The sequence below is a fragment of the Shimia ponticola genome (genome assembly GCF_007995215.1).
Classification (GTDB): Bacteria; Pseudomonadota; Alphaproteobacteria; order Rhodobacterales; family Rhodobacteraceae; genus Shimia_B; species Shimia_B ponticola.
Genome location: NZ_VCDK01000003.1, coordinates 1,308,740 through 1,328,112 on the forward strand (window position 1 = coordinate 1,308,740; position 19,373 = coordinate 1,328,112).

The 19,373-nt window shown below is 57.9% G+C and carries 16 protein-coding genes and 1 tRNA gene; 10 read left to right on the top strand and 7 right to left on the bottom strand.

Annotated features, from left to right (window positions below; all coding sequences use genetic code 11):
* Positions 1-179: 179 nt before the first annotated feature.
* The 9 genes from FE702_RS09740 to eno all read left to right on the top strand — a co-directional run bounded on the left by FE702_RS09740 (position 180) and on the right by eno (position 10,325).
* Positions 180-1,199, top strand: coding sequence for a TRAP transporter substrate-binding protein (locus FE702_RS09740; RefSeq protein WP_147126037.1), 1,020 nt, complete (start codon positions 180-182; stop codon positions 1,197-1,199).
* Between the two features lie 129 nt (positions 1,200-1,328).
* Positions 1,329-2,168, top strand: coding sequence for a TRAP transporter small permease subunit (locus tag FE702_RS09745; protein ID WP_147126038.1), 840 nt, complete (start codon positions 1,329-1,331; stop codon positions 2,166-2,168).
* Positions 2,168-3,796: a TRAP transporter large permease gene (locus FE702_RS09750; RefSeq protein WP_147126039.1), complete on the top strand. Its 1,629-nt coding sequence runs from the start codon at positions 2,168-2,170 to the stop codon at positions 3,794-3,796. The genes FE702_RS09745 and FE702_RS09750 overlap by 1 nt, the downstream gene beginning before the upstream one ends.
* Positions 3,797-3,799: 3 nt before the next feature.
* Positions 3,800-4,747 (top strand): phytanoyl-CoA dioxygenase family protein, encoded by a 948-nt coding sequence (locus tag FE702_RS09755; protein WP_147126040.1) that lies wholly within the window; start codon positions 3,800-3,802, stop codon positions 4,745-4,747.
* Positions 4,747-6,249, top strand: coding sequence for a UxaA family hydrolase (locus FE702_RS09760; RefSeq protein ID WP_147126041.1), 1,503 nt, complete (start codon positions 4,747-4,749; stop codon positions 6,247-6,249). The genes FE702_RS09755 and FE702_RS09760 overlap by 1 nt, the downstream gene beginning before the upstream one ends.
* 12 nt (positions 6,250-6,261) lie before the next feature.
* Positions 6,262-7,152, top strand: coding sequence for an NAD(P)-dependent oxidoreductase (locus FE702_RS09765; protein WP_147126042.1), 891 nt, complete (start codon positions 6,262-6,264; stop codon positions 7,150-7,152).
* Entirely contained in the window at positions 7,139-8,032 is an 894-nt protein-coding gene (locus FE702_RS09770; RefSeq protein ID WP_186827039.1) for a DMT family transporter, read from the top strand. The genes FE702_RS09765 and FE702_RS09770 overlap by 14 nt, the downstream gene beginning before the upstream one ends.
* On the top strand, positions 8,029-9,027 hold the full coding sequence (locus FE702_RS09775) for a phosphotransferase family protein (protein WP_186827040.1): 999 nt from the start codon (positions 8,029-8,031) through the stop codon (positions 9,025-9,027). The genes FE702_RS09770 and FE702_RS09775 overlap by 4 nt, the downstream gene beginning before the upstream one ends.
* Positions 9,024-10,325, top strand: a complete 1,302-nt coding sequence (gene eno / locus FE702_RS09780) for a phosphopyruvate hydratase (protein ID WP_147126045.1) — start codon at positions 9,024-9,026, stop codon at positions 10,323-10,325. Before FE702_RS09775 ends, eno begins: the two co-directional genes overlap by 4 nt.
* A 165-nt stretch (positions 10,326-10,490) precedes the next feature.
* Here the strand turns inward: eno and FE702_RS09785 are convergent, their stop codons facing one another.
* From FE702_RS09785 to FE702_RS09795, 4 genes are read right to left on the bottom strand one after another with little or no spacing between them, the layout of a single operon-like run.
* Positions 10,491-12,287 carry a TniQ family protein gene (locus FE702_RS09785; RefSeq protein WP_147126046.1) on the bottom strand — a complete coding sequence of 599 codons (1,797 nt, stop codon included), beginning with the start codon at positions 12,285-12,287 and terminating at the stop codon, positions 10,491-10,493.
* Complete coding sequence (locus tag FE702_RS18615) at positions 12,284-12,505, bottom strand: hypothetical protein (RefSeq protein ID WP_186827041.1); 222 nt, start codon at positions 12,503-12,505, stop codon at positions 12,284-12,286. Before FE702_RS18615 ends, FE702_RS09785 begins: the two co-directional genes overlap by 4 nt.
* Before the next feature lie 24 nt (positions 12,506-12,529).
* Positions 12,530-13,234, bottom strand: coding sequence for an ATP-binding protein (locus FE702_RS09790; RefSeq protein WP_186827042.1), 705 nt, complete (start codon positions 13,232-13,234; stop codon positions 12,530-12,532).
* Entirely contained in the window at positions 13,221-15,338 is a 2,118-nt protein-coding gene (locus tag FE702_RS09795; RefSeq protein WP_147126048.1) for a Mu transposase C-terminal domain-containing protein, read from the bottom strand. The genes FE702_RS09790 and FE702_RS09795 overlap by 14 nt, the downstream gene beginning before the upstream one ends.
* Between FE702_RS09795 and FE702_RS09800 the strand changes: the two genes are divergently transcribed.
* On the top strand, positions 15,304-15,999 hold the full coding sequence (locus FE702_RS09800) for a helix-turn-helix domain-containing protein (protein ID WP_255449646.1): 696 nt from the start codon (positions 15,304-15,306) through the stop codon (positions 15,997-15,999). The genes FE702_RS09795 and FE702_RS09800 overlap by 35 nt on opposite strands.
* Before the next feature lie 340 nt (positions 16,000-16,339).
* Here the strand turns inward: FE702_RS09800 and FE702_RS09805 are convergent.
* The 3 genes from FE702_RS09805 to FE702_RS09815 all read right to left on the bottom strand — a co-directional run bounded on the left by FE702_RS09805 (position 16,340) and on the right by FE702_RS09815 (position 19,309).
* Positions 16,340-16,416, bottom strand: a tRNA-Arg gene (locus FE702_RS09805).
* A 13-nt stretch (positions 16,417-16,429) separates the two neighbouring features.
* A complete protein-coding gene (locus FE702_RS09810; protein ID WP_147126050.1) occupies positions 16,430-17,863 on the bottom strand; it encodes a sensor histidine kinase in 1,434 nt (477 codons plus the stop codon).
* A gap of 24 nt (positions 17,864-17,887) precedes the next feature.
* Positions 17,888-19,309: a dihydrolipoyl dehydrogenase family protein gene (locus FE702_RS09815; RefSeq protein WP_147126051.1), complete on the bottom strand. Its 1,422-nt coding sequence runs from the start codon at positions 19,307-19,309 to the stop codon at positions 17,888-17,890.
* Between the last annotated feature and the right edge of the window lie 64 nt (positions 19,310-19,373).

Genomic DNA, 19,373 nt, shown 5'->3' on the forward strand with positions numbered 1-19,373 from the left:
TAGAACAAGTTGGCTTCGTATATCGCGAGCTGAGCGCTAAATCACTGGTTAAATTGGGCATTAAGTGAGCTTTGCGCGTGCATTTTTAGTTTGCCTAAAAAGTGGAAGCTTCCTAATTTGGTCATACCAAAAACGAAAGTCGCAAAGCGACTCGAAAGCAAGGACCAAGGGAGGAACCAATGTCCATACTCAAGAACCTGACGCTGGCTGCATCGGCGGCAGCGCTGTCGGCTGCAGCCTTTGCAGCCAATGCAGAAACCACAACCCTACGGATTCAGACGCACTTCAGCCAAGAGACTCTCTCCGGCCAAATGGCAGGAGAGTTCATCGAGGACGTCACCGCGATGTCCAACGGCGAAATCCAGATCGAGATGTTCTATGCTTCTTCGGTCGTCGCCTCTGCTGAAACCTTTGACGCTGCCGCCACCGGCATTCTTGACTGCGACATGACCGGCGGGTCCTACCAGACCGGCAAAAACCCGGCGTTCCAGTTCACGGGCGATCTGACGGGCGGTTACGCAAACCCCTACCAGCAATACGCTTGGCTGCTGCACGGCGGCGGTGAGGACGCGCTGAACAAGCTGTATAACCAATATGGTATGGAATTTGTCGGCTGGTGGATCCCTGGTCCTGAATCGCTGTCCTCGACCAAGCCGCTGGCTGGTGTGGCCGACCTTGAAGGCTGGAAATTCCGTTCGCCTCCAGGCGTGATCACAATGATCTTTGAAAATCTGGGCGCGTCGCCAATCGTGATGGACTTCAACGAGATCTTTACAGCTCTTGAAACCGGTATCATCGACGGCGCAGATGCTGCGAACCTGACAAACAACATCGGTCTGGGTCTCTATGACATCGCAGAGCACACCAACTATCCTGGCTTCCACTCGATGCCTGCGGACCACCTGGCGTGTAACAAAGACGTTTGGGACAACATGCCAGCGCACCATCAGGCCATCCTGAAGGTTGGCATGCAAGCGCTTGGCCTCAAGAACACCACGATCAACGAGGTCAAGAACGCACAGAACTCTGTCGAGTTGGCTGCTAAAGGCCTGAACATGTACCAGTGGTCCGAAGAGGACATGGCTGTGTATCGTCAGGCGGTCCAAGATGCGTGGGTCGATTTCGCGACTACTCCTGAATCGACAGAACTGCTGAACGCGCACCTCGACTTCCTGCGCGACATCGGCGCGATGCAGTAAGCGAAAGCTGACTAATCCAGAAGGGCGGCATTTCGGTGCCCCCTTCTTCTTTTTCATCACGAGTTTTGTTTGACGAAGGCAGGTTAGCGCGCTGTCTTGATCAAAAGAACTCGGGCAAGGGGGCAGGCCATGCAGGGGCGGCAAACGGGCAGCATCGGAGAATGGATTTGGCCATCGGCGTTTTTGATTTGCGCTGGCTGGTGCGTTTGGCACATCCCTGCGTTTACGCTTGATTGGATTCCGCCAGAGAGCGAAAGCCTGCAGATGCAGGTCTCTGAACTCCACACCCGCAAAGAAGTGCTTCAGGATATGCCGGGCCTGTTTGGTGGCTTTGCCAATATCTTTGACTACATCGCCCTGCTATCGATGCCGATCTTCGTTTTGCTTGGCATGCGGTCCATTGTCGTGGCTCCGATGGAGTATCCGCAATGGAAACGCTGGGACAAGTTCGCACTGTTTATAGGGCGTGCGACGATGATCATGCTTCTCGCGATGACGGGCGTGATGCTCTACGAGGTTTTCATGCGATACGTGGTCGAAGCGCCGACCAAGTGGGCCAACGAACTGACGCTGTGGATCGCGGGCTTCGTGTTCCTGTGCTCGGGCCTTTATGCGATGCAGCAGCGCTGCCACATCCGCATCACGCTGCTCTACGACGTCGTCCCGCGCCCGGTGCGCAAGGCATTCGATGTGATCTCGACCTTGCTGATCGCGCTATTCGCGATGGGCGTGGTCTATGGCAGCTACAAGCAGGTCTTTGTCAACAAGCTCTACCGATGGGAGATGTTCGGCACCGCCTTCGACCCGCCGATCCCCGCCACGATCCAGCCAATGATCCTGATCATCATGGTTCTGATCGCACTGCAGGCTTTGGCTAACCTGATCGCCGACTGGAACATGGAGCCGGAAACCTTCGTCGTCGACGAGGACGAGGTCGAGGCCATCCGCAAGAGCGTGGGGGCTGAATAATGGATATTGGAACCATTTCACTGATCGTGGTGATGGGCCTGATCGTGCTTCTGGCCATCGGGATGCCGCTGGGTTTTGCCTCTGCCGTCCTCGCGCTGGTTGTCATGGTCCTGAAGTTCGAACCGCAGGTGCTGACCGCGCCTTGGACCTTTGGCGAAGGCCTGCTGTCGGGGCGGCCGGGGACAGGGCCGCTTTACCTGTTAACGCAGAAGATATTCGATCTGATGACGCAATACGTGCTGATATCGGTCCCTCTCTTCATTTTCATGGCTGCTTTGCTGGAAAGGTCAGGCATCGCCAAAGAGATGTACAATTCGCTCAACTTCTGGCTGGCGCGGACGCGGGGCGGGATCGCGATTGTGACCTCGATCATGGCGGTCATAATGGCCGCGATGTCGGGCATCATAGGAGGCGAGGTTGTCCTTCTGGGCCTGATCGCGCTGCCGCAGATGCTGCGACTGGGCTATAACCAGAACCTGGCCATCGGGACGATCTGCGCGTCGGGGTCGCTGGGCACGATGATCCCGCCGTCTATTGTGCTGATCATCTACGGCCTGATCACGGAAACGTCGATCAAGGCGCTTTTCACCGGGGCTTTCGTGCCAGGCTTTATGCTGGCGATGATGATCATCACCTACATTATCATCCGCACACAGCTGCGCCCCCAGGACGCCCCATTGCCAGAACCGCAGCCGGGTGACCCGACCGCCTCGCAGAAGCTGGGCATGTTCAGCGGATTCCTATCGCTCCTCTTGGCGGGCGGGGCCACGGTCCTGTTCCTTCGGGCGCTGTTCTTTACCGTCACCGGGCAGAATATCCTGGAGGAAGGCGAGGATCCCATTGCCTTGGGAATGTCTTATCACCTGCTGCCCATCGCCATTGCCGGGCTGATCGGTTTGGTGATGGCTTTCGTCGTGTTTGGTCGCAAGCGGACGATGGAAGGCTGGGAACACGGCAAGGGCCTGGTGCCGCCGATCCTGGTGATCGGTGTCGTCATGGGCTCGATCTACGGGGGCATCACGGGGATTACCGAAGCTGCCGGCATGGGCGCTTTCGCGGTGTTCCTTATCGCGCTCTTCCGCGGCGAGGCGAGTGTCGAGCTTGTCTGGGATTCCATGATGCGCACGCTGCGTTCCACCGGCACGATTATCTGGGTGACCATCGGGGCGGCAGCATTGGCGGGGGCCTATACGCTGGCGGGTGGGCCCAATTACATCGCCAACCTGATCGTGGGCTCCGAGATGCCAACGATGCTGGTCCTACTGACAATGATGGTCATCCTGCTTTTTATGGGGGCGTTCATGGACTGGGTCGGCATCGTGTTGCTGATCATCCCCGTATTCCTGCCCATCGTGCAGCGCCTACCCATCGAAGAGATCGGCTATCTGGGCCAGTTGGAGCCGAAATACCTGTCCGTCTGGTTTGGTGTGCTTTTCTGCATGAACATGCAGGTCAGTTTCCTGTCGCCACCCTTCGGTCCGGCGGCGTTCTACCTGAAATCAGTGGCACCGCCGCATATCTCGCTAACCGACATCTTCAAGGGCTTCCTGCCCTTCATCGGGGTCCAGCTGCTGGCGTTGTCGGTGCTGCTGATCTGGCCCCCCATTGTCACCCTTCTGTTGGATTGACCCATGCTGAGCGCTGCCCAAATCGACCAGTTCAACCGCGACGGTTACCTCGTGATGGAGGACGTCATCGACCCCGCCACGCTGGCGGCGGTACGGGGCGAATACGAGGCGTTGATGGACCGGCTCTACGACGGCTGGGCGGCAGAGGGGCGGCTGGCCCCCGCCACGCCGGACATGGGCTTTTTTGATAAGCTGGACGCGGCGGTAAAGGCGGGGTTCGAGTGGTATCAGCCACTCGATATCTCGCTGCCGCATGGGGATATTACGGACGACACGCCGTTACACGTCGGCCCCGCGGTCTTTGACATGGCGACCCATCCCCGCCTGCTGGACATCGCCGAAAGCCTTCTGGGGCCAGAGCTGACCTCGAACCCGATCCAACACGTGCGCATCAAGCCTCCTCAGGCGGAGGTGGCCGCAGGCGAAAAACGCGCGCATATCATCGCGACCGACTGGCATCAGGACAAGGGCGTGACGCTGCCGTCGGCGGATGACACACAGATGGTGACGATCTGGCTGGCGATCACGGATGCGACGGTTGAAAACGGCTGTTTGCAAGTGAAGCCGGGGCTTAGAGACGAGATGCTGCCGCATTGCACGATGAACCAGCCCGGCATCAAGGATCGCTATCTGCCCGCCGCGCGCGCGGTGCCGACGCCAGTAAAGGCGGGGGGCGCGGTGATCTTTCACCCGCTGACGCCCCATGCCAGCTTGCCTAACGTTTCTGGCGGATACCGTTGGTCATTCGACCTGCGCTATAACGTGACGGGCCAGTCTACGGGGCGCGATCAGTTCCCCAGTTTCGTCGCCCGTTCCCGCGCCCAGCCCGAGACCGAGCTTCGCGACTGGCGGGTCTGGAAACAAAAGTGGGAAGACGCGCGCCGCGATCTGGCCAGAAGCGCGCATATTCCCCAGCACCGCTGGCCCTCGGACGGGCCGTACTGCGCCTGATGGGACTGATCCGACTGGACACCGCCGACAACGTGGCCATCGCGCAAAAGGCCTTGGGCGCGGGCGCGCAGGTCGACGGGCTTACACTGACGCAATCGGTGCCGGGGGGCCACAAGGTGGCCCTGCAGCCCATCGCAGCGGGGACGCCTGTGCTGAAATACGCGCAGAAGATCGGTATCGCCTCGACCGATATCGCGCCCGGGGACCACGTCCATACGCATAACCTGGCTTTCACGGCGGTCGACCCAAGCTATAAATTCGGCACCAACCTGCGCCCGTCCGCCGCGCCCGCGTCGCGCGACACGTTCATGGGATATGACCGGGGCAACGGGCGCTTTGGCACGCGCAACTTCATCGGCATCCTGACCTCGGTGAATTGTTCTGCCACCGTGGCGCGGATGATCGCAGATCATTTCAGCCCCGACCGGTTGGCAGAGTTTCCGAACGTCGACGGCGTTGCGGCCTTTGTCCACGGCACGGGTTGCGGCATGGGCGGAGACGGCACCGGCTTTGAGGCCCTCCAGCGGGTGATGTGGGGCTATGCGCGCCACCCCAATCTGGCGGGCGTCCTCATGGTGGGGCTAGGCTGCGAGATGAACCAGATCGACTGGCTGCTAGAGGCTTACGGCCTCGAGCACGGCCCCCTTTTCCAAACGATGAACATTCAGAACGTGGCGGGGACGCGCGACACCGTGGCGCGCGGGATCGACAAGGTCACTGCTATGCTGCCTCTGGCCAATCAGGTCAGCCGCACGCCCTGTGACGCGCGCCACCTGAAGGTCGCCCTGCAGTGCGGGGGGTCGGATGCGTGGTCGGGCATCACGGCAAATCCGGCCCTGGGCCACGCCTGCGATCTTCTCGCCGCGCAAGGCGGCACCGGCGTATTGGCCGAGACACCTGAAATCTACGGCGCCGAGCATCTGCTGACCGAACGCGCAACTGACGCGGCTACGGGCGAAAAGCTGGTCAACCTGATCCGCTGGTGGGAGGACTATACCGCCGCCAACAAAGGTTCGATGGACAACAATCCAAGCCCCGGAAACAAGGCCGGTGGGCTGACGACAATCCTTGAAAAGTCGCTTGGTGCTGCGGCCAAAGGGGGCACGACACCTCTTAACGCGGTCTACAAATACGCCGAACCCGTCACAGCGTCCGGCTTCACCTTCATGGACAGCCCTGGCTATGACCCCGCCAGCGTCACCGGGCAGATCGCGGGGGGATGCCAGATCGTGTGTTTTACCACCGGTCGCGGTTCGGCGTTTGGCTCAAAACCTGCGCCGACCATCAAGATCGCAACGAATTCGGATATGGCACGGCGCATGGCGGGCGACATGGACATAGACGCGGGCCGCATCCTGTCGGAAGGTTTGGATATCCACGCAATGGGGCGCGAGATCTACGACACAATCCTGGCCACGGCATCCGGCACTGTGACAAAATCCGAAGCCCTGGGTCTTGGGGATTTCGAATTCGTCCCCTGGCAAATCGGCGCGACCATGTAGGAGAACAAAACTATGACCAAACCCAAAATCGGTTTCATCGGCTTGGGCCTCATGGGCGGCGCTATGGTGTCGTGTTTGCAAGACAAAGGCTATGACCTGACCGTCCTGGGTAACCGGGACCGAACAGAGCTGGACAAAGCCATCGCGCGCGGCGCGGTCGAGGTCACGAACGCGCGCGAAGTCGCGGAACGCAGCGATATCGTCATGCTGTGTATGGGGACGTCAGAGCATGTCGAAGGCCGTATGCACGGTCCCGACGGGGTCTTGTCGGGGATGCGCAAGGGGGTAGTGGTGATCGACTTTGGCACCTCTTTGCCATCGTCCACCAAAGCGCTGGCGCGCGAGGTTTCCGCGCAGGGCGGCAGCTATCTGGATGCGCCAATCGGGCGCACTCCCGCCCATGCTTTGGAGGGTAAGCTCAACCTGATGTGCGCAGGCGACAAAGACGCTTTCGACAAAGTACACCCCGTGCTCAGCGACCTGGCCGAAAACGTCTTTCATCTGGGTGACAGCGGCAGCGGGCACACCATCAAGCTGATGAACAACTTTTTTGGTCAGGTGGTCGCCAACGCACTAAGCGAAGCTTTCACCATGGCCGACATCACGGGCATCGAGCGCCAGAAGCTTTTTGATGTGATGTTTGCGGGTCCTTTGGGGTCGCCCTTCATGCAGTTGGTCGCGCAATACCCGCTGAATGGCGACCCGAACCAGCTGGCCTTTTCGATAGAGAACGCGACAAAGGATGTGGGCTACTACGCTCAGATGGCCGAGGAGGCAGGAGCGCCCTCTGTCATGGCGCACGTGCCGTTGCAGATGATGAAACAGGCGCTGGCCGACGGTATGGGCGATGCCATGGTTCCCCAGCTCTATGACGCCTACAAAAAGCACTATGGCCGCGATTGACGGGGGGCGCAGCCTTGGCATCGCCATTGCGTTTGTCCTTGTTGCGAACCTGCTTTTTTCAGTTGTGGATACCAGCGCCAAGTGGCTGTTGGGCGCAGGCTTGGTGGTGTTTCAGCTGGCCTTCATGCGGTATGCCGTTCACTTCGCCATCACGTTGGTGGAACGCGCGTGGCGAGGAAAACCGAAAACCAAACTACCTCCAAGGCTGCGCAGCCTTGTCGTTCTCCGATCGTTTTGCCTGGTCTCTGCAACCCTCGTCAATTTTCTGGCGCTGGGGCACCTGTCCTTGGCGGTAACATCGGCGCTGCTCTACACGTCTCCGCTCTTTGTGTGCATTTTCGCACGGCTGATCCTGGGCGAAGATATCCGCTCGGCGCATGTTATTTCGATCTTTCTGGGCCTCGGTGGCGCGCTCATCATCCTTTGGCCATTCGGTGAACCAATGAATTGGTATGCTGTTCTGATGCTTTACCCCGCCATGGGCATGGCGATGTACCAGGTGCTGTCACGCAAACTTGCGGGACATGTCACCCCGGGTGTTCTGCAGCTTTACACCGGCGCATTGGGCACGCTGGCTTTGGCGCCATTCGCGATGGTCTTTTGGCAGGTGCCAGCGGGGGCGGTCGAATGGACCCTGATAGTGGCAATCGGCGCTTTCGCTTGGGCCGGGCACGAAGCGCTCACGCGCGCCCATGGCTATGCACCTGCAAGCGTGCTTGCGCCCTTTGGCTACAGCTTTGTCATCTACCTGACACTTGCCGGGATGGTCGTCTTTGACGACGCACCCGTGCTATCGACCCTGTTGGGCGCTTGCTTGATTGTCGTGGGCGGGCTGTTTATTTGGGCCTCCGACGGGCGAGCGAAGAGAGGTCTGGCGTGACTGACTTAGAGGCGCGGTGCGCGACCTTGATAGAAAAGCTTCGCTTGGGGCGCACCCAAGACATCACACGGGTAACCGCGCTCACGGGTGGAGTGGCCTCGGACATCGCCCGGGTCGATCTGAAAGACCGCACGCTCTGCGTCAAATTCGCCCTGCCGAAACTCAGGGTCCAAGCGGATTGGTATGCCCCGGTTCACCGAAGTGCGGCCGAATACGCCTGGCTGCAAGTTGCCGCATCGGCGTCTCGCGATCATGCGGTTCAGCTATTTGGGCGCTCAGATGCGCTGCACGGTTTCGCGATGGAATTCATCGCGGGCCCGGATGTGTACCTGTGGAAAGACGCCCTGCTCTCTCAAGCGTCCGATCAAGGTGAAGCCGCCGCGTTGGGTGATACGTTGGGACGCGTCCACGCTGCCTCTGTCCAGGAGGATTTTGATATTGGGCCCTTCCAGAACCAGAATGATTTTCGCGCGATACGGATCGAGCCCTATCTGTCTTATACGGCGCAAATTCACTCTGCCCTAACAGACCGTTTGGATGGGCTGGCAAGCGATCTGTATCAGGCGTCCCGGGTCCTCGTTCACGGTGACGTAAGCCCCAAGAACATCCTTTTTCGCGGTGGGTCCGCCCTCATCTTGGACGCGGAATGCGCAACGATGGGCGATCCGGCATTTGACCCGGCCTTTTGCCTCAATCACCTGACGCTGAAAGCTCTCCATTTGCCCACCAGCCGGTCTCGGCTCCTGGCCAACACGCTAGACCTGTGGCGCCATTATCGGCCGCACGTGTGCTGGGAAGACCCAAGCGAGCTCGAGGCGCGGGTCTGCGCGCTGCTCCCTGCCTTGATGCTCGCCCGTGTCGATGGGAAATCCCCGGTGGAGTATCTGTCGACTGCAAATCAGAACTGGATTCGGCAGATGACACCCGCTTTGATCCTAAATCCGAAAACCAAGCTTCAAGAGCTTGTCGAAACCCTTGGAAAGGCGATGGCATGAGTGCGATCCGATCCGTCACCGCACGGCGCGTTTGGGACTCCCGCGGCAATCCGACCGTCGAGGTCGACGTGCAGCTAGAAGATGGCTCTTTCGGTCGCGCTATCGCGCCTGCGGGTGCCTCACGTGGTCGACGCGAGGCCACTGACCTGCGGGACGGCGGCTTTCGTTTGCGTGGCAAAGACGTGGGGCGAGCCGTGCGCAATGTGGTCGATACTATTGGCCCTGTGCTCGTGGGGATGGACGCGCAGGACCAGACGTCGGTCGATCAAGCCATCCTTGCGCTTGACCCTAGCCCGGACAAGTCCCTCCTTGGCGGTAACGCCACGGTCGCCACCTCAATGGCTGTCCTGCACGCAGCCGCCGCTCATAAAGAAATCCCCCTGTGGCAGCATGTGGCACAGCTCTATGGGTACACCCCGTCGCTGCCCTTGCCAGAGATCCAGATCTTTGGCGGCGGGGCGCATGCAGGCCGCCGCGTCGACATCCAAGACTTCATGATCATGGTCCCGGGCGCCGCCAGTTTCGACGAGGTTATGGAGATCACTAACGAGGTCTATTTTGCTGCCGGGGACATTATGGCTGCCCGTGGTGCGTTGGCGGGCATTGCAGACGAGGGTGGCTGGTGGCCCAATTTCCGCAGCAACGAGGAAGCGCTCGAAACCCTCGTGGCCGCCATTGAAAAAGCCGGCGAAAAACCCGGCGAACGGGTGGTTATCTCGCTTGATATCGCAGCATCCGAGTTTGGCAGCGACGGGCGTTACCGTTTGGCGCTCGAAGACAAGGAAATGGAGTCGGGCGCGATGATCGACCTGTTGGGGCAATGGCTCGACGCTTACCCAATCGTCTCGATCGAAGATCCGCTTGGCGAAGACGATCCATCTGGCATGATCGAATTCACCCGCCGTTACGGCGAGCGCGTGCAAATCATCGGCGACGATTATCTCGTCACCAACACCGCGCTGGTCGCCAAAGGTGTCTCGGACGGCGCCTGCAATTGCGTCCTTATCAAAGTGAACCAAATCGGCACGGTCACGGAGGCCGCGGCGACCTATGATGCCGCGCGCACCGCAGGTTGGACCGCCGTCGTGTCCGCACGTTCTGGAGAAACCGAAGATACGTCCATTTCTCACCTGAGCGTTGGACTGGGAAGCCAGCAGCTCAAGGTTGGGTCGTTTCAACGATCCGAGCGAATGGTGAAATGGAACGAATGCCTGCGAATACAGGACACCCTAGGCGCCCATAATTTTGCCGCCGGTGCGGCGCTGTCCAAGACATGGTGGGCCGGCAAACTCAACTAACGCGACCATTTTTGTCGTGGGGGCTTGGGGTCTTGTCCCACCCACATCCAGGCAAAACGTTCAAAATAGCCGCAACAGCAGTGCATCTTTGGCGAAGGTCCGCTTCTCCTCCGAAGGTTTAACCCATTTGCACCTGCGGCGAACGTCTGCTTCCCGCCCTCACGATCACACCAGACGTCTGACATCGACAGGATAAACTCTCACATTGGTCGGGCAGCATTCGATGGTTTCTATACCCATTCGATCCAGTTTCCGCGCAAGGTGGATTGGGGCCACGCCGCGTTCTCGTGCGAGCTGCCCCAGCGTGGTGTAGTGGTTCTGGAACGCTTCGATACTCGTCTTGGCGACATAGATTTTCATAAAGCGTGTTTCTGGATTAAGACAGGACACGGTTTGCAGGAGGCCCGCCTTCCTCAACGCGAGAACGGTTGTACTACTCGTCCTCAAATATCTAGCAGCTTCGACCAAGGTGAGATCACCGATCAGGCGTTGAGTTTGTTGATCCAGCTCAGCGTCCCTAGGTATCAGTAGACTTTGCAATCCTTCCTGGCCTGGGTCGACGCGTACACCTGTAAGTTCTCCCCGTGCCCATGCGGCAACGACGCGGGCAAGGCTGACTGTGTTGTTTCGACAATGGGCCTTCAGCGGAAGGTGCAACCTTCCGGCACGCCCGATTTCAACGGCCGCGAGTTTTTCCAGCAATGCCGATACAGAAGATCGCTCAACAAACTGCCGTGTTGCACCCAGATTGACCGCGCTGCGAGTTTTGTTTTTGATCAAAGCCTTTAACTGATCGGGAAAGATTCTGAGGGCCTTCGCGGTATGCTTGGGGTATTGAAGACCATCCCAATATCTGGCTACTTCCTTGGCCTCCTCTTCAGTGATTTCTACAAGCGAGCGCAGTTGGTCAGGTCCGTACCTGCCAAGATTGTCCAAAATGGCTTTCACTCTGCTAGGGTCAATTCCATAGGACCTTTTGACCTCGCTGAGGGAAAAGCCGCCCACGCGCCTCGCCTGTACACCAAGAATGCTTTGCGATGGCCGCCTAGCATATTCTTGGTGCAAATAGCTGCGGACCCATTCTCGGAATGCGCTTAGGCATGGCTCTTTGCGATGGTCGCGAAACCAGACGTAAAACATGCCAAGCACCTTGGTGTAATGCCTTTGATCCTGCACAGGCATCTTCAGTCGCATCTCGCCAAGGGTTTCTGACAAGGTATCCGGACCACCCGCGAGTGCTGTAATCCCAGCATCAGCGGCGGTAAGTCGTTCGTTTTGTGTCAAACGGGAAACATGCCGGCGCGTGGGAAAGAGCATCTGGATCCCCAGTGCGACGGATCCGGTTTCGATTTCCGTCAAAGTCCATCCGTCCAGCCAATCGCCTGCAGGACTATGGTTTACGCGATTGCACAGATATTCTTCAAAAGCCATCGGCGGCGTCAGAGCATCTTCATCTGCCGCTGCCTTGATGTGGTCGATCTGAGCAAACGTTTGCGCAACGATATCGAGGGTACTGTGGGTATAACTAGATCGTTTCAACTCGATCAGTGGGACATGATGCTCACGGCAAACGTGCAGTGGTAACAAGAGCCATTCCAGTCGTTGAAAGGGTCCTGTATCCCCCTCTCTTTGGATGGCGGCTGTCATGCACCGAGGGCAGACACGATTAACTGTCCTTCGGAATGTTCCACTCGTGGCTTGGGAGTGCCCGACACTGAACCGCAAATTGCTTTCCTGCGGCGCTGCGGTCAGCATCAACGCGTCTAGATTTGCGCCAGATAGTTGTGCCAGTCGTTTCAGACCATCTGGATGCGCCGAACAAACATCCGGCCACCGCATACCCAAATCTGTACAGAATTCGCGGGGTATCAAGCCATTGCGGCGCGCCAAGCGCGCCGCAAAGGATGCTGGCGTTTCCATCTCCTTAAGGTCGAGCGCGAGTGCAAACTCTCGCGCCATCATCTGACTGGCTCCAGAAGCTTGCGCACATCAATGTGTTCGAAGTTTTCGGCTAGGAACGGATTTAGACCACCGGGCGCTCCCGACCTTCGGTGGTAGGTCTTGGCAAAGTGGCCTACAGCCAATTCCCGCCCAGTGGTTTCTTCCGTAAGGCACATGACTGTTGCCTGCACAATGAGTTCGGTCAAAAGACCAAACTCATAGTCTGCAGCATGAAGCAAGCGAGCGGCAAACGACGGTTGAAACTACGCTTGTTGTGCTCCCAGCCCCGCGCGCGCAGCATAAAGGCTTAGAATATCGCAGACTGTATCGCGGTCCCGCACTGAATTCAGCCGACTAATTGAAATCGGGTAAAGGCGCCGCCCGAGTTGCGGATCAGCATTAATCAAATCGGCGAGCTCGGGCATCCCACTTAGGATGAGGCCGACCGGCCATGAGCTGTTTTCCATCAACGACTTGAGCGTACGGACGACAGCGACCCGTTCGTTTTGTGTTTGATACCGGGTTAAATCCTGCGCCCCATCGAGATGCAAAAACAGCGTCTTGCGGCGTTTGAGGTGGTCTTTGACTTGACCCCAGATGAGTGCAACTGATTTGTCGCGCGCCAACGGATATCCAAGCGCTTGAAGCACAGCTACTCCCACAAATTTGAGCGTTGCCGGGGAAGGCACCTGCACGCTAACAACTTCACTGACGCCTATTTTCGGGTCGTCTAGGACCAGATCCTTGCTGCACCGCATAAGTTCGCGGAATGCCGCACTCTTGCCGCTACCGGACCTACCGACCAACACGATACCACGGACGTTGCTGTGGAGGCCGGCTTTGATATCCGCGCGTCTCTGCGCCGTGAGCTCCTCAAAGCGTTGACCGCGTTGCGTGTAGTTATCGTTTGGTACGTAAGCCTGTTGCAAGGACTGTATAAGCTGCCATTTGGGATCATTCGACTTCATCGTTGAACCTCCAAACACGTTTCGGGGCCGCTGAATTTTCAGCCGCATTGGTCGGCTGATCAGGTAGGGACTGAATTTTCTCAACTCTCAGCCTTCCCAGCTGAGCCGTTGCTTGATCATTTTCTGGGAGGGCAACGGGACGCGCGCCAGCAATATCGACGCCCCAGAAGACCTGATCTTCCGCCAATAACAGGGCTTCACGCGTGAGCTTAATCGAGCTGAGGCCGACCCGCGCCCGCGCGGCTTCGTCAATCTTACGGATACGCCTCAATGCAGCAGCTACAGTGCTCGCCGACAAAGTGTCTGCGCCCTTGTTGGTGTGCCGAAGCATTAGCAGAGTGTGTTGCCAAGTTTCGTATGAGACCCCGTTCAGACCGTCAGTCGTACAGGGTAATGCATGCCAGGCCTCACCGAACCAACACGAGATTGCGGAAAGATCTTCGGGATCTACACGCAACTCCAACTCCTGTTGGCCCTTGGCCATGACATGTTTGGCCAAGGCGGCTGAATGGTAGTTCAGGCTCGCGAAACGGATGCCATGCCGCCCAGAGGTCCTGGCATAATCAACACCCAGCGTGGATCGTATTTGATTGCTACTTGGTGGCGGCGCTACGCCATGTTCACGACACAAGCGCTCCCAAGCTTCATTTGGGGTTCCCCAATTTAGACCGCGATGTCTACGATTGTGGTAGCCATCAACGATGAACACGATCAGAGCATCGACGAGGTCTTTCTCAGTTAGGCACGCTTGGGCTTCGGCTGGATAGTCCCCACGTTCCACAGTGTTTGAGAACACGCGTCCACTCAGAAGCGGCATCAAGCCCTTTGCTAGCGTCCCAAAGAAACGTTCGATGTACCCGCGTAAGTGAGGAACGCCGCCTACCCCGACACGACAAGCAATTCCAAGAGCACTACAGGCGTTTTGAAACGCATCACTGGTAAACGCTGGACCGTTGTCCACGAAGAGTTCTGCTATTCGGCCGCAATGGCTCCAAGCCGACAAGCACCCCAAAGCCGCCGCACGCTCCGATTTGTCGACCATCGCAAGACGCAAAGCTGCAATCGCGTCGCCGCTAATTTGGGCCGTCGCGAGTTTGAAACTCAATACACAACGGGTAGCACAGTCAAAGACCACGTAGAGCCAGAACCGCTTGCGTGACAGCTCATCAATCTGATCAGGCGTCAGGTCACTTCCAGCGGCCCTAATGAGGGTAAGTGCGTCAACCTCCCACTCATCCATTTCCACGCGTTGCAACGGGGCGACCGCTTCTGCGCCTTTTCCGATAGGCCCCAGTTTTGCCCCGGCCTTCGCGATGCCTTTGCGCGCCGCAAGCACTTGGAACTTGTCGAGGTTCCCGATCCTGCGGCGCACCGAGCTTTCCGAGGGGGGTTTGAGAGGCGGCAGACTGAGATTTGCTCGGTCTTCGTTTACCTTGGCAACGGTTGCCCGGATGTCGAATGCCACTTGCGCTTTGCTTACTCGCGCTGGGTGAAGGTAATTCTCAATGCCTTCCACGATCAGTCGCTCGACTTCCGGCGTTAGTCTCTTGGCATTGTTCCCATTGTAGGCCGTACGATTGAGTAGTGCTGCGGGGTTTCGCGTGCCTTCCCAAGCCTTAAGCCACCTCAGGATAGACTTTCGACTTGGCACACGGATGCGCGCAACTTTCGAAGGATCACCTGGATCATCACACCATTCTGACGAAGACAGCCGGCCTAAGAGCCGTTGTGCAAACTCCTCTTCAAACTGTTGGTAGGACTGCTCGCTCCGAGTGACTTCTCCGTCTCGCTCAGCGGCCGTGAACACCTCGCAACAGGCAACCTTGAAGGCTACGCGGTCTTGTTTGCCTTTCGGCAAATCCCGTACAAACTGGTTTCCAAGTCGGGCGCGTAGAACCGCTCGCTCATCGCTGAAATAGTCATACTGCACCTCTGCAGCACCGGATTTGAGCATGTCCCCCAATTCATCATGTGCCAAGGTCAGTGTCCCATTGCCGCCGACCACCGCCAGCAATCGGACGTCTTCGTCGGCCACCTTCTCCACCGCATAAATCTTTTCAGATGCAACGATGGCATCACATGGGCTCAAACGGAGTCTGGTCATTGCTCGTTCTCCGCTTGTAAACTGTCGTGGGATTGGTTGTGTTTGTCCGGCCAATTGGCCAAGGATCTTGCGTAAGATGCTTGGGCTATCCCAGACCCGCTTTGCGCGCGTGCTAAATCTCCACCGCAACACGATCAGCCGCTATGAGCGTGGGACACGTGATATCCCGCAGTCGGTGTGGGAGATGATTGCAGGCATCTACCCCGAAGCACTCCAGAAAATGCGCGCCAAGTGGAAGATAGCAAGGAATGAAATCGTCCGTGACGAACGCAAGTCCTACCAATGGGAAACCAGTCAGTCTCAATATTCAAACCAAGGGAAAAACAGGCGAGATCATCAGAGATACTGCAATGAACTACGCGGTCTTCAAGCCTTCCAAAACAGGTGGTCTGCCAACGTTTTTACTGGCTCAGTATGCTACCTGGGCTTCTGGAAGCTTGCTCAGGAAGGTATGATGCCGCTTCTTCGAACCAACACAATGCATGACCGGCTTGCTGTTGTGGCTTTCGTGCTCGCTGGTCTCACGGTGGCCCCCGCTATTTGGCAGACTTTACAGTTTATGAGGCGGCAAAGGCTCTACTACCCGGTGCACCCATCACTGCGAAAGGGCAAAAACCCCAACGCCTGGTGTTTGGACGCACCTCGAAGACCAAGGCTTTAAAAGCCCTGTAAACCAAACATCATAAAACGAGCCGCTTTTGATTGGCACAGAACAAATAGGGTGAGGGCGCCGCCCTCCCCCTCGGGCAACCCTATTAGACAGGGCCGTGTCCTCGGCTGCGCCTGCGGGCCGCACCACCCCTGTCGAATAGCATTGCCTCGCCCCTCCCGCGTTCGCCACGTGGCAGATTTGCAGGAACAGGCGGCTGCGCCGTGTAATCCACAAATCAGCACTGATTTTCGGAAGCGAAGTCAGACCAAACGCCAAAAAGCCAACGAGATTGGAGAACCTAATGACCGATGGAGGCCATTTACCTGAAAGACGACATTTTTTGTGAAGGTGGCGGACTGGGGAGGATTCGAACCCCCGACCCCTTGATTCGTAGTCAAGTACTCTATCCAACTGAGCTACCAGTCCGTGAGGGCGTGAGTTACGCGGCTGCATCGGGCTTTGCAACCCCCAAACGTGCATCATTTGCAGGGATATACGCGGCCTCTGATTTTGGAAGGCAAATGACAAAGGTCGTGCCCTCGCTGCCGGTCTGTTCCAACTCCAGTTTGCCGCCATGACCTTTGATCAATTCAGCCGCAATCGCGAGCCCGAGACCCGAGCCGCCTTTGCGCGCGCCGCCCTGAAAAGGCGTGAACAGATGCTCTTGCGCCTTGGGTGGCATCCCAGGTCCTGTATCAGAAACCCGCACCCACCATGCGGTGTCGTCTTCTTCGGCAAGGATACGGACGGTGCCGGGCTTATGCGTCACTTCAAGCGCCTGCCGCGCATTGCGGACAAGATTGGACAGCACACGATAAAGCTGTTCTGAATCGGCGCGGATCGTCATTCCGGTCGGAATATCCGCTTCAAAGGTCAGCTCGCCATCAGTTACCGCGAGGCGTTCACCGTCAAGCACGTCGTCGACAATCCGCTCAAGCTGCACACGGCCCAATTTCGGAGGTGATTCCTCAGCGCGCCCAAATGTCAGAGTGGCTTCGCACAGGTTCACAGCACGGGTGATCGAGTTCACCAGCTTGGGTGCCAACCGTTTGACCAACGGGTCCTCTGAACCTTCAATGCGGTCCGTGAACAACTGGGCTGATGTCAGGATGTTACGAAGGTCATGATTCACCTTTGCCACCGCCGCGCCCAGCGCCGCCAACCGGTCTTTTTGTTTGAGTGAAGCCGTCAGATCAGTTTGCAGCGAATACAGCGCATCTTCCGCTTGGCGCAGTTCGGACACGCCTGCTTTGGGTTTGATGATGTGCCGCGCGTCTTCGGGCGCAGAGGCGTAGCGGCGCATGTTTTCAACCACGCCCTGAATCGGCGTCACCAACAAACGGCGCACAGCGATAAACAACAGGAACGCAGTGATGACCGAAATGACCGCCGACAGGATCAGAATGCGGATACCATAGTCAATCATCGCAGCGCGTAGGTCTTGGGTCCCCAGCGTAATCTCGATCAGCAGGCCTGCGTCCCGTGTCGGGTTCCCGATCACGCGGATCACGCGCTCTTCGGTGTCGAACAGGCACTGGATCGCGTCCGAGATCAGATCATAAGCGGTGGGTTCGCGCAGATCATAAGTATCGAATACTGGTTGGATAATGGGGGATGCCAGAACCAATTGGCGGATCTCGTCGCGCCGCAGCACAACGTTGTATACGCCTGCGTTTTCCAGCAACTCACTTTCCAGATTGGGCGAGATTTCATTCTCGGCCAACAACACCAGCGAGGCGATCTGCGCCCGCTCAAGGCGGGCCAACAGGTAATCTTCGCGGAACCGGGCAATCGACGGCACAAAGATCAGGACCTCTGCCAGCATCACAAAGATGACTGTCAGGATCAGAAAGCGTCCTGAAAGGGTGTTCATGCCTGTCGTCCTTCCGTTGCCTCCTTACGGAAGCCAGCGCTGCACAAAGCGTACGATCCTTTTGACCGTATCACTCTCGAACAACTTCGGAGAGAAATATGCGCTCGCGGCGCGTTTGTTAATCTCTGATAGCGTCGGATATGGCAGGACGGTCGCGGAAATGGCACTCATTTTCATGTTATTGGCGATGGCCATGGCCCACATTGCAATCAACTCGCCTGCGTGTTTGCCCGCAATCGATGCGCCCACGGGGCGGCCTTTCACGACCATGACCTTGATCAATCCGTGGCCTGCATTCTCCGCCACTGCGCGGTCGTTTTCATCAGTTTCATAGCGCGCCACAAAGACATTCATCTTCCCGTATTTCTTGATCGCCTGCGCCTCGGTCAGGCCGACCTGCGCAATCTCGGGGTCCGTGTAAGTGGCCCATGGGATATGATCGGTCTTGGCCTTTGCCGGCAGGCCCAGCACGGCGCTCCGCACGACGATACCTGCGTGATAGCCCGCAAGGTGCGTGAATTGCAGACCGCCTGCCGCGTCGCCAATCGCGTAGACCTTTTTGTTGGTCACGGATTTCAGGTCCGCACCCACCTTAACACCGCTGCGATCATATTTCACGCCAGCCGCTTCTAGGTTCAGCTTGTCCACATTAACCTTACGGCCCACGGCCACCAGCAGGTGGGTGCCTTTGAATGTGCCATTCGTGGTTTCGACGGTGATGTCGCCATCGGTGCCAGTGATGTTTTCGGCTTTGGCATCCTCGACAACCTCGACACCTTCTCCGCGCAGGCGGTTCAGGACGATTTCGGCAATTTCGGGATCATCCTTGCCCAGCGCCTTGGCACCTTCGATCACAGTGACCTTGCTACCCAACCGCCGATGCGCTTGCGCCATCTCCATGCCGATAGGGCCACCACCGATCACCAGGAGGTGGTCGGGCTTATCCCGTAGGTCAAAGATGTTTTCGTTCGTGTAGTAAGGTGTGTCTTCCAGCCCCGGGATCGGCGGCACGAATGGGCCAGAGCCTGTGGCGACGATGATCCGGCGCGCGGTGATCTCATAGTCGCCCGCTTTCACGGTGTCCTTGCTGGTGAACTCGCCATATTCGCGGATGACACGAACGCCGAAGCCTTCGAACCGCTCCTGACTGTCCATCGGTGCGATGGTGTCGATCACATTATGCACGTGGTCCTTGGCGGCGGCATAGCTGACCTCTGGCATCACAGGCGTGACGCCGAATGGCTGGCCGGTTTCCATCGCGTGGGCCTGTTTGCCTGCGGCGAGCAGCGCCTTAGACGGGACACAGCCATAGTTCAAACAGTCGCCCCCCATCTTGTGCCCTTCGAGCATGACAACATCCGCGCCCATCTGGGCTGCACCTGCCGCGACGGACAATCCGCCAGAGCCTGCGCCGATGATGAGGAGGTCTGTTTTGATCTTTTCCATGGGTCTGGTCTTTCGTGTTCGGCAGAGGTCGGTATCTGCCGGGTCTGCGCTCAGCAAACCAAGA

Excerpts from the sequence above, each read along its gene's own strand:
- FE702_RS09740 (WP_147126037.1), top strand. The coding sequence starts at position 180 with ATGTCCATACTCAAGAACCTGACGCTGGCTGCATCGGCGGCAGCGCTG.
- FE702_RS09745 (WP_147126038.1), top strand. The coding sequence starts at position 1,329 with ATGCAGGGGCGGCAAACGGGCAGCATCGGAGAATGGATTTGGCCATCG.
- FE702_RS09750 (WP_147126039.1), top strand. The coding sequence starts at position 2,168 with ATGGATATTGGAACCATTTCACTGATCGTGGTGATGGGCCTGATCGTG.
- FE702_RS09755 (WP_147126040.1), top strand. The coding sequence starts at position 3,800 with ATGCTGAGCGCTGCCCAAATCGACCAGTTCAACCGCGACGGTTACCTC.
- FE702_RS09760 (WP_147126041.1), top strand. The coding sequence starts at position 4,747 with ATGGGACTGATCCGACTGGACACCGCCGACAACGTGGCCATCGCGCAA.
- FE702_RS09765 (WP_147126042.1), top strand. The coding sequence starts at position 6,262 with ATGACCAAACCCAAAATCGGTTTCATCGGCTTGGGCCTCATGGGCGGC.
- FE702_RS09770 (WP_186827039.1), top strand. The coding sequence starts at position 7,139 with ATGGCCGCGATTGACGGGGGGCGCAGCCTTGGCATCGCCATTGCGTTT.
- eno (WP_147126045.1), top strand. The coding sequence starts at position 9,024 with ATGAGTGCGATCCGATCCGTCACCGCACGGCGCGTTTGGGACTCCCGC.
- FE702_RS09785 (WP_147126046.1), bottom strand. The coding sequence starts at position 12,287 with ATGATGGCGCGAGAGTTTGCACTCGCGCTCGACCTTAAGGAGATGGAA.
- FE702_RS09790 (WP_186827042.1), bottom strand. The coding sequence starts at position 13,234 with ATGAAGTCGAATGATCCCAAATGGCAGCTTATACAGTCCTTGCAACAG.
- FE702_RS09800 (WP_255449646.1), top strand. The coding sequence starts at position 15,304 with ATGGCATCACATGGGCTCAAACGGAGTCTGGTCATTGCTCGTTCTCCG.
- FE702_RS09795 (WP_147126048.1), bottom strand. The coding sequence starts at position 15,338 with ATGACCAGACTCCGTTTGAGCCCATGTGATGCCATCGTTGCATCTGAA.
- FE702_RS09810 (WP_147126050.1), bottom strand. The coding sequence starts at position 17,863 with ATGAACACCCTTTCAGGACGCTTTCTGATCCTGACAGTCATCTTTGTG.
- FE702_RS09815 (WP_147126051.1), bottom strand. The coding sequence starts at position 19,309 with ATGGAAAAGATCAAAACAGACCTCCTCATCATCGGCGCAGGCTCTGGC.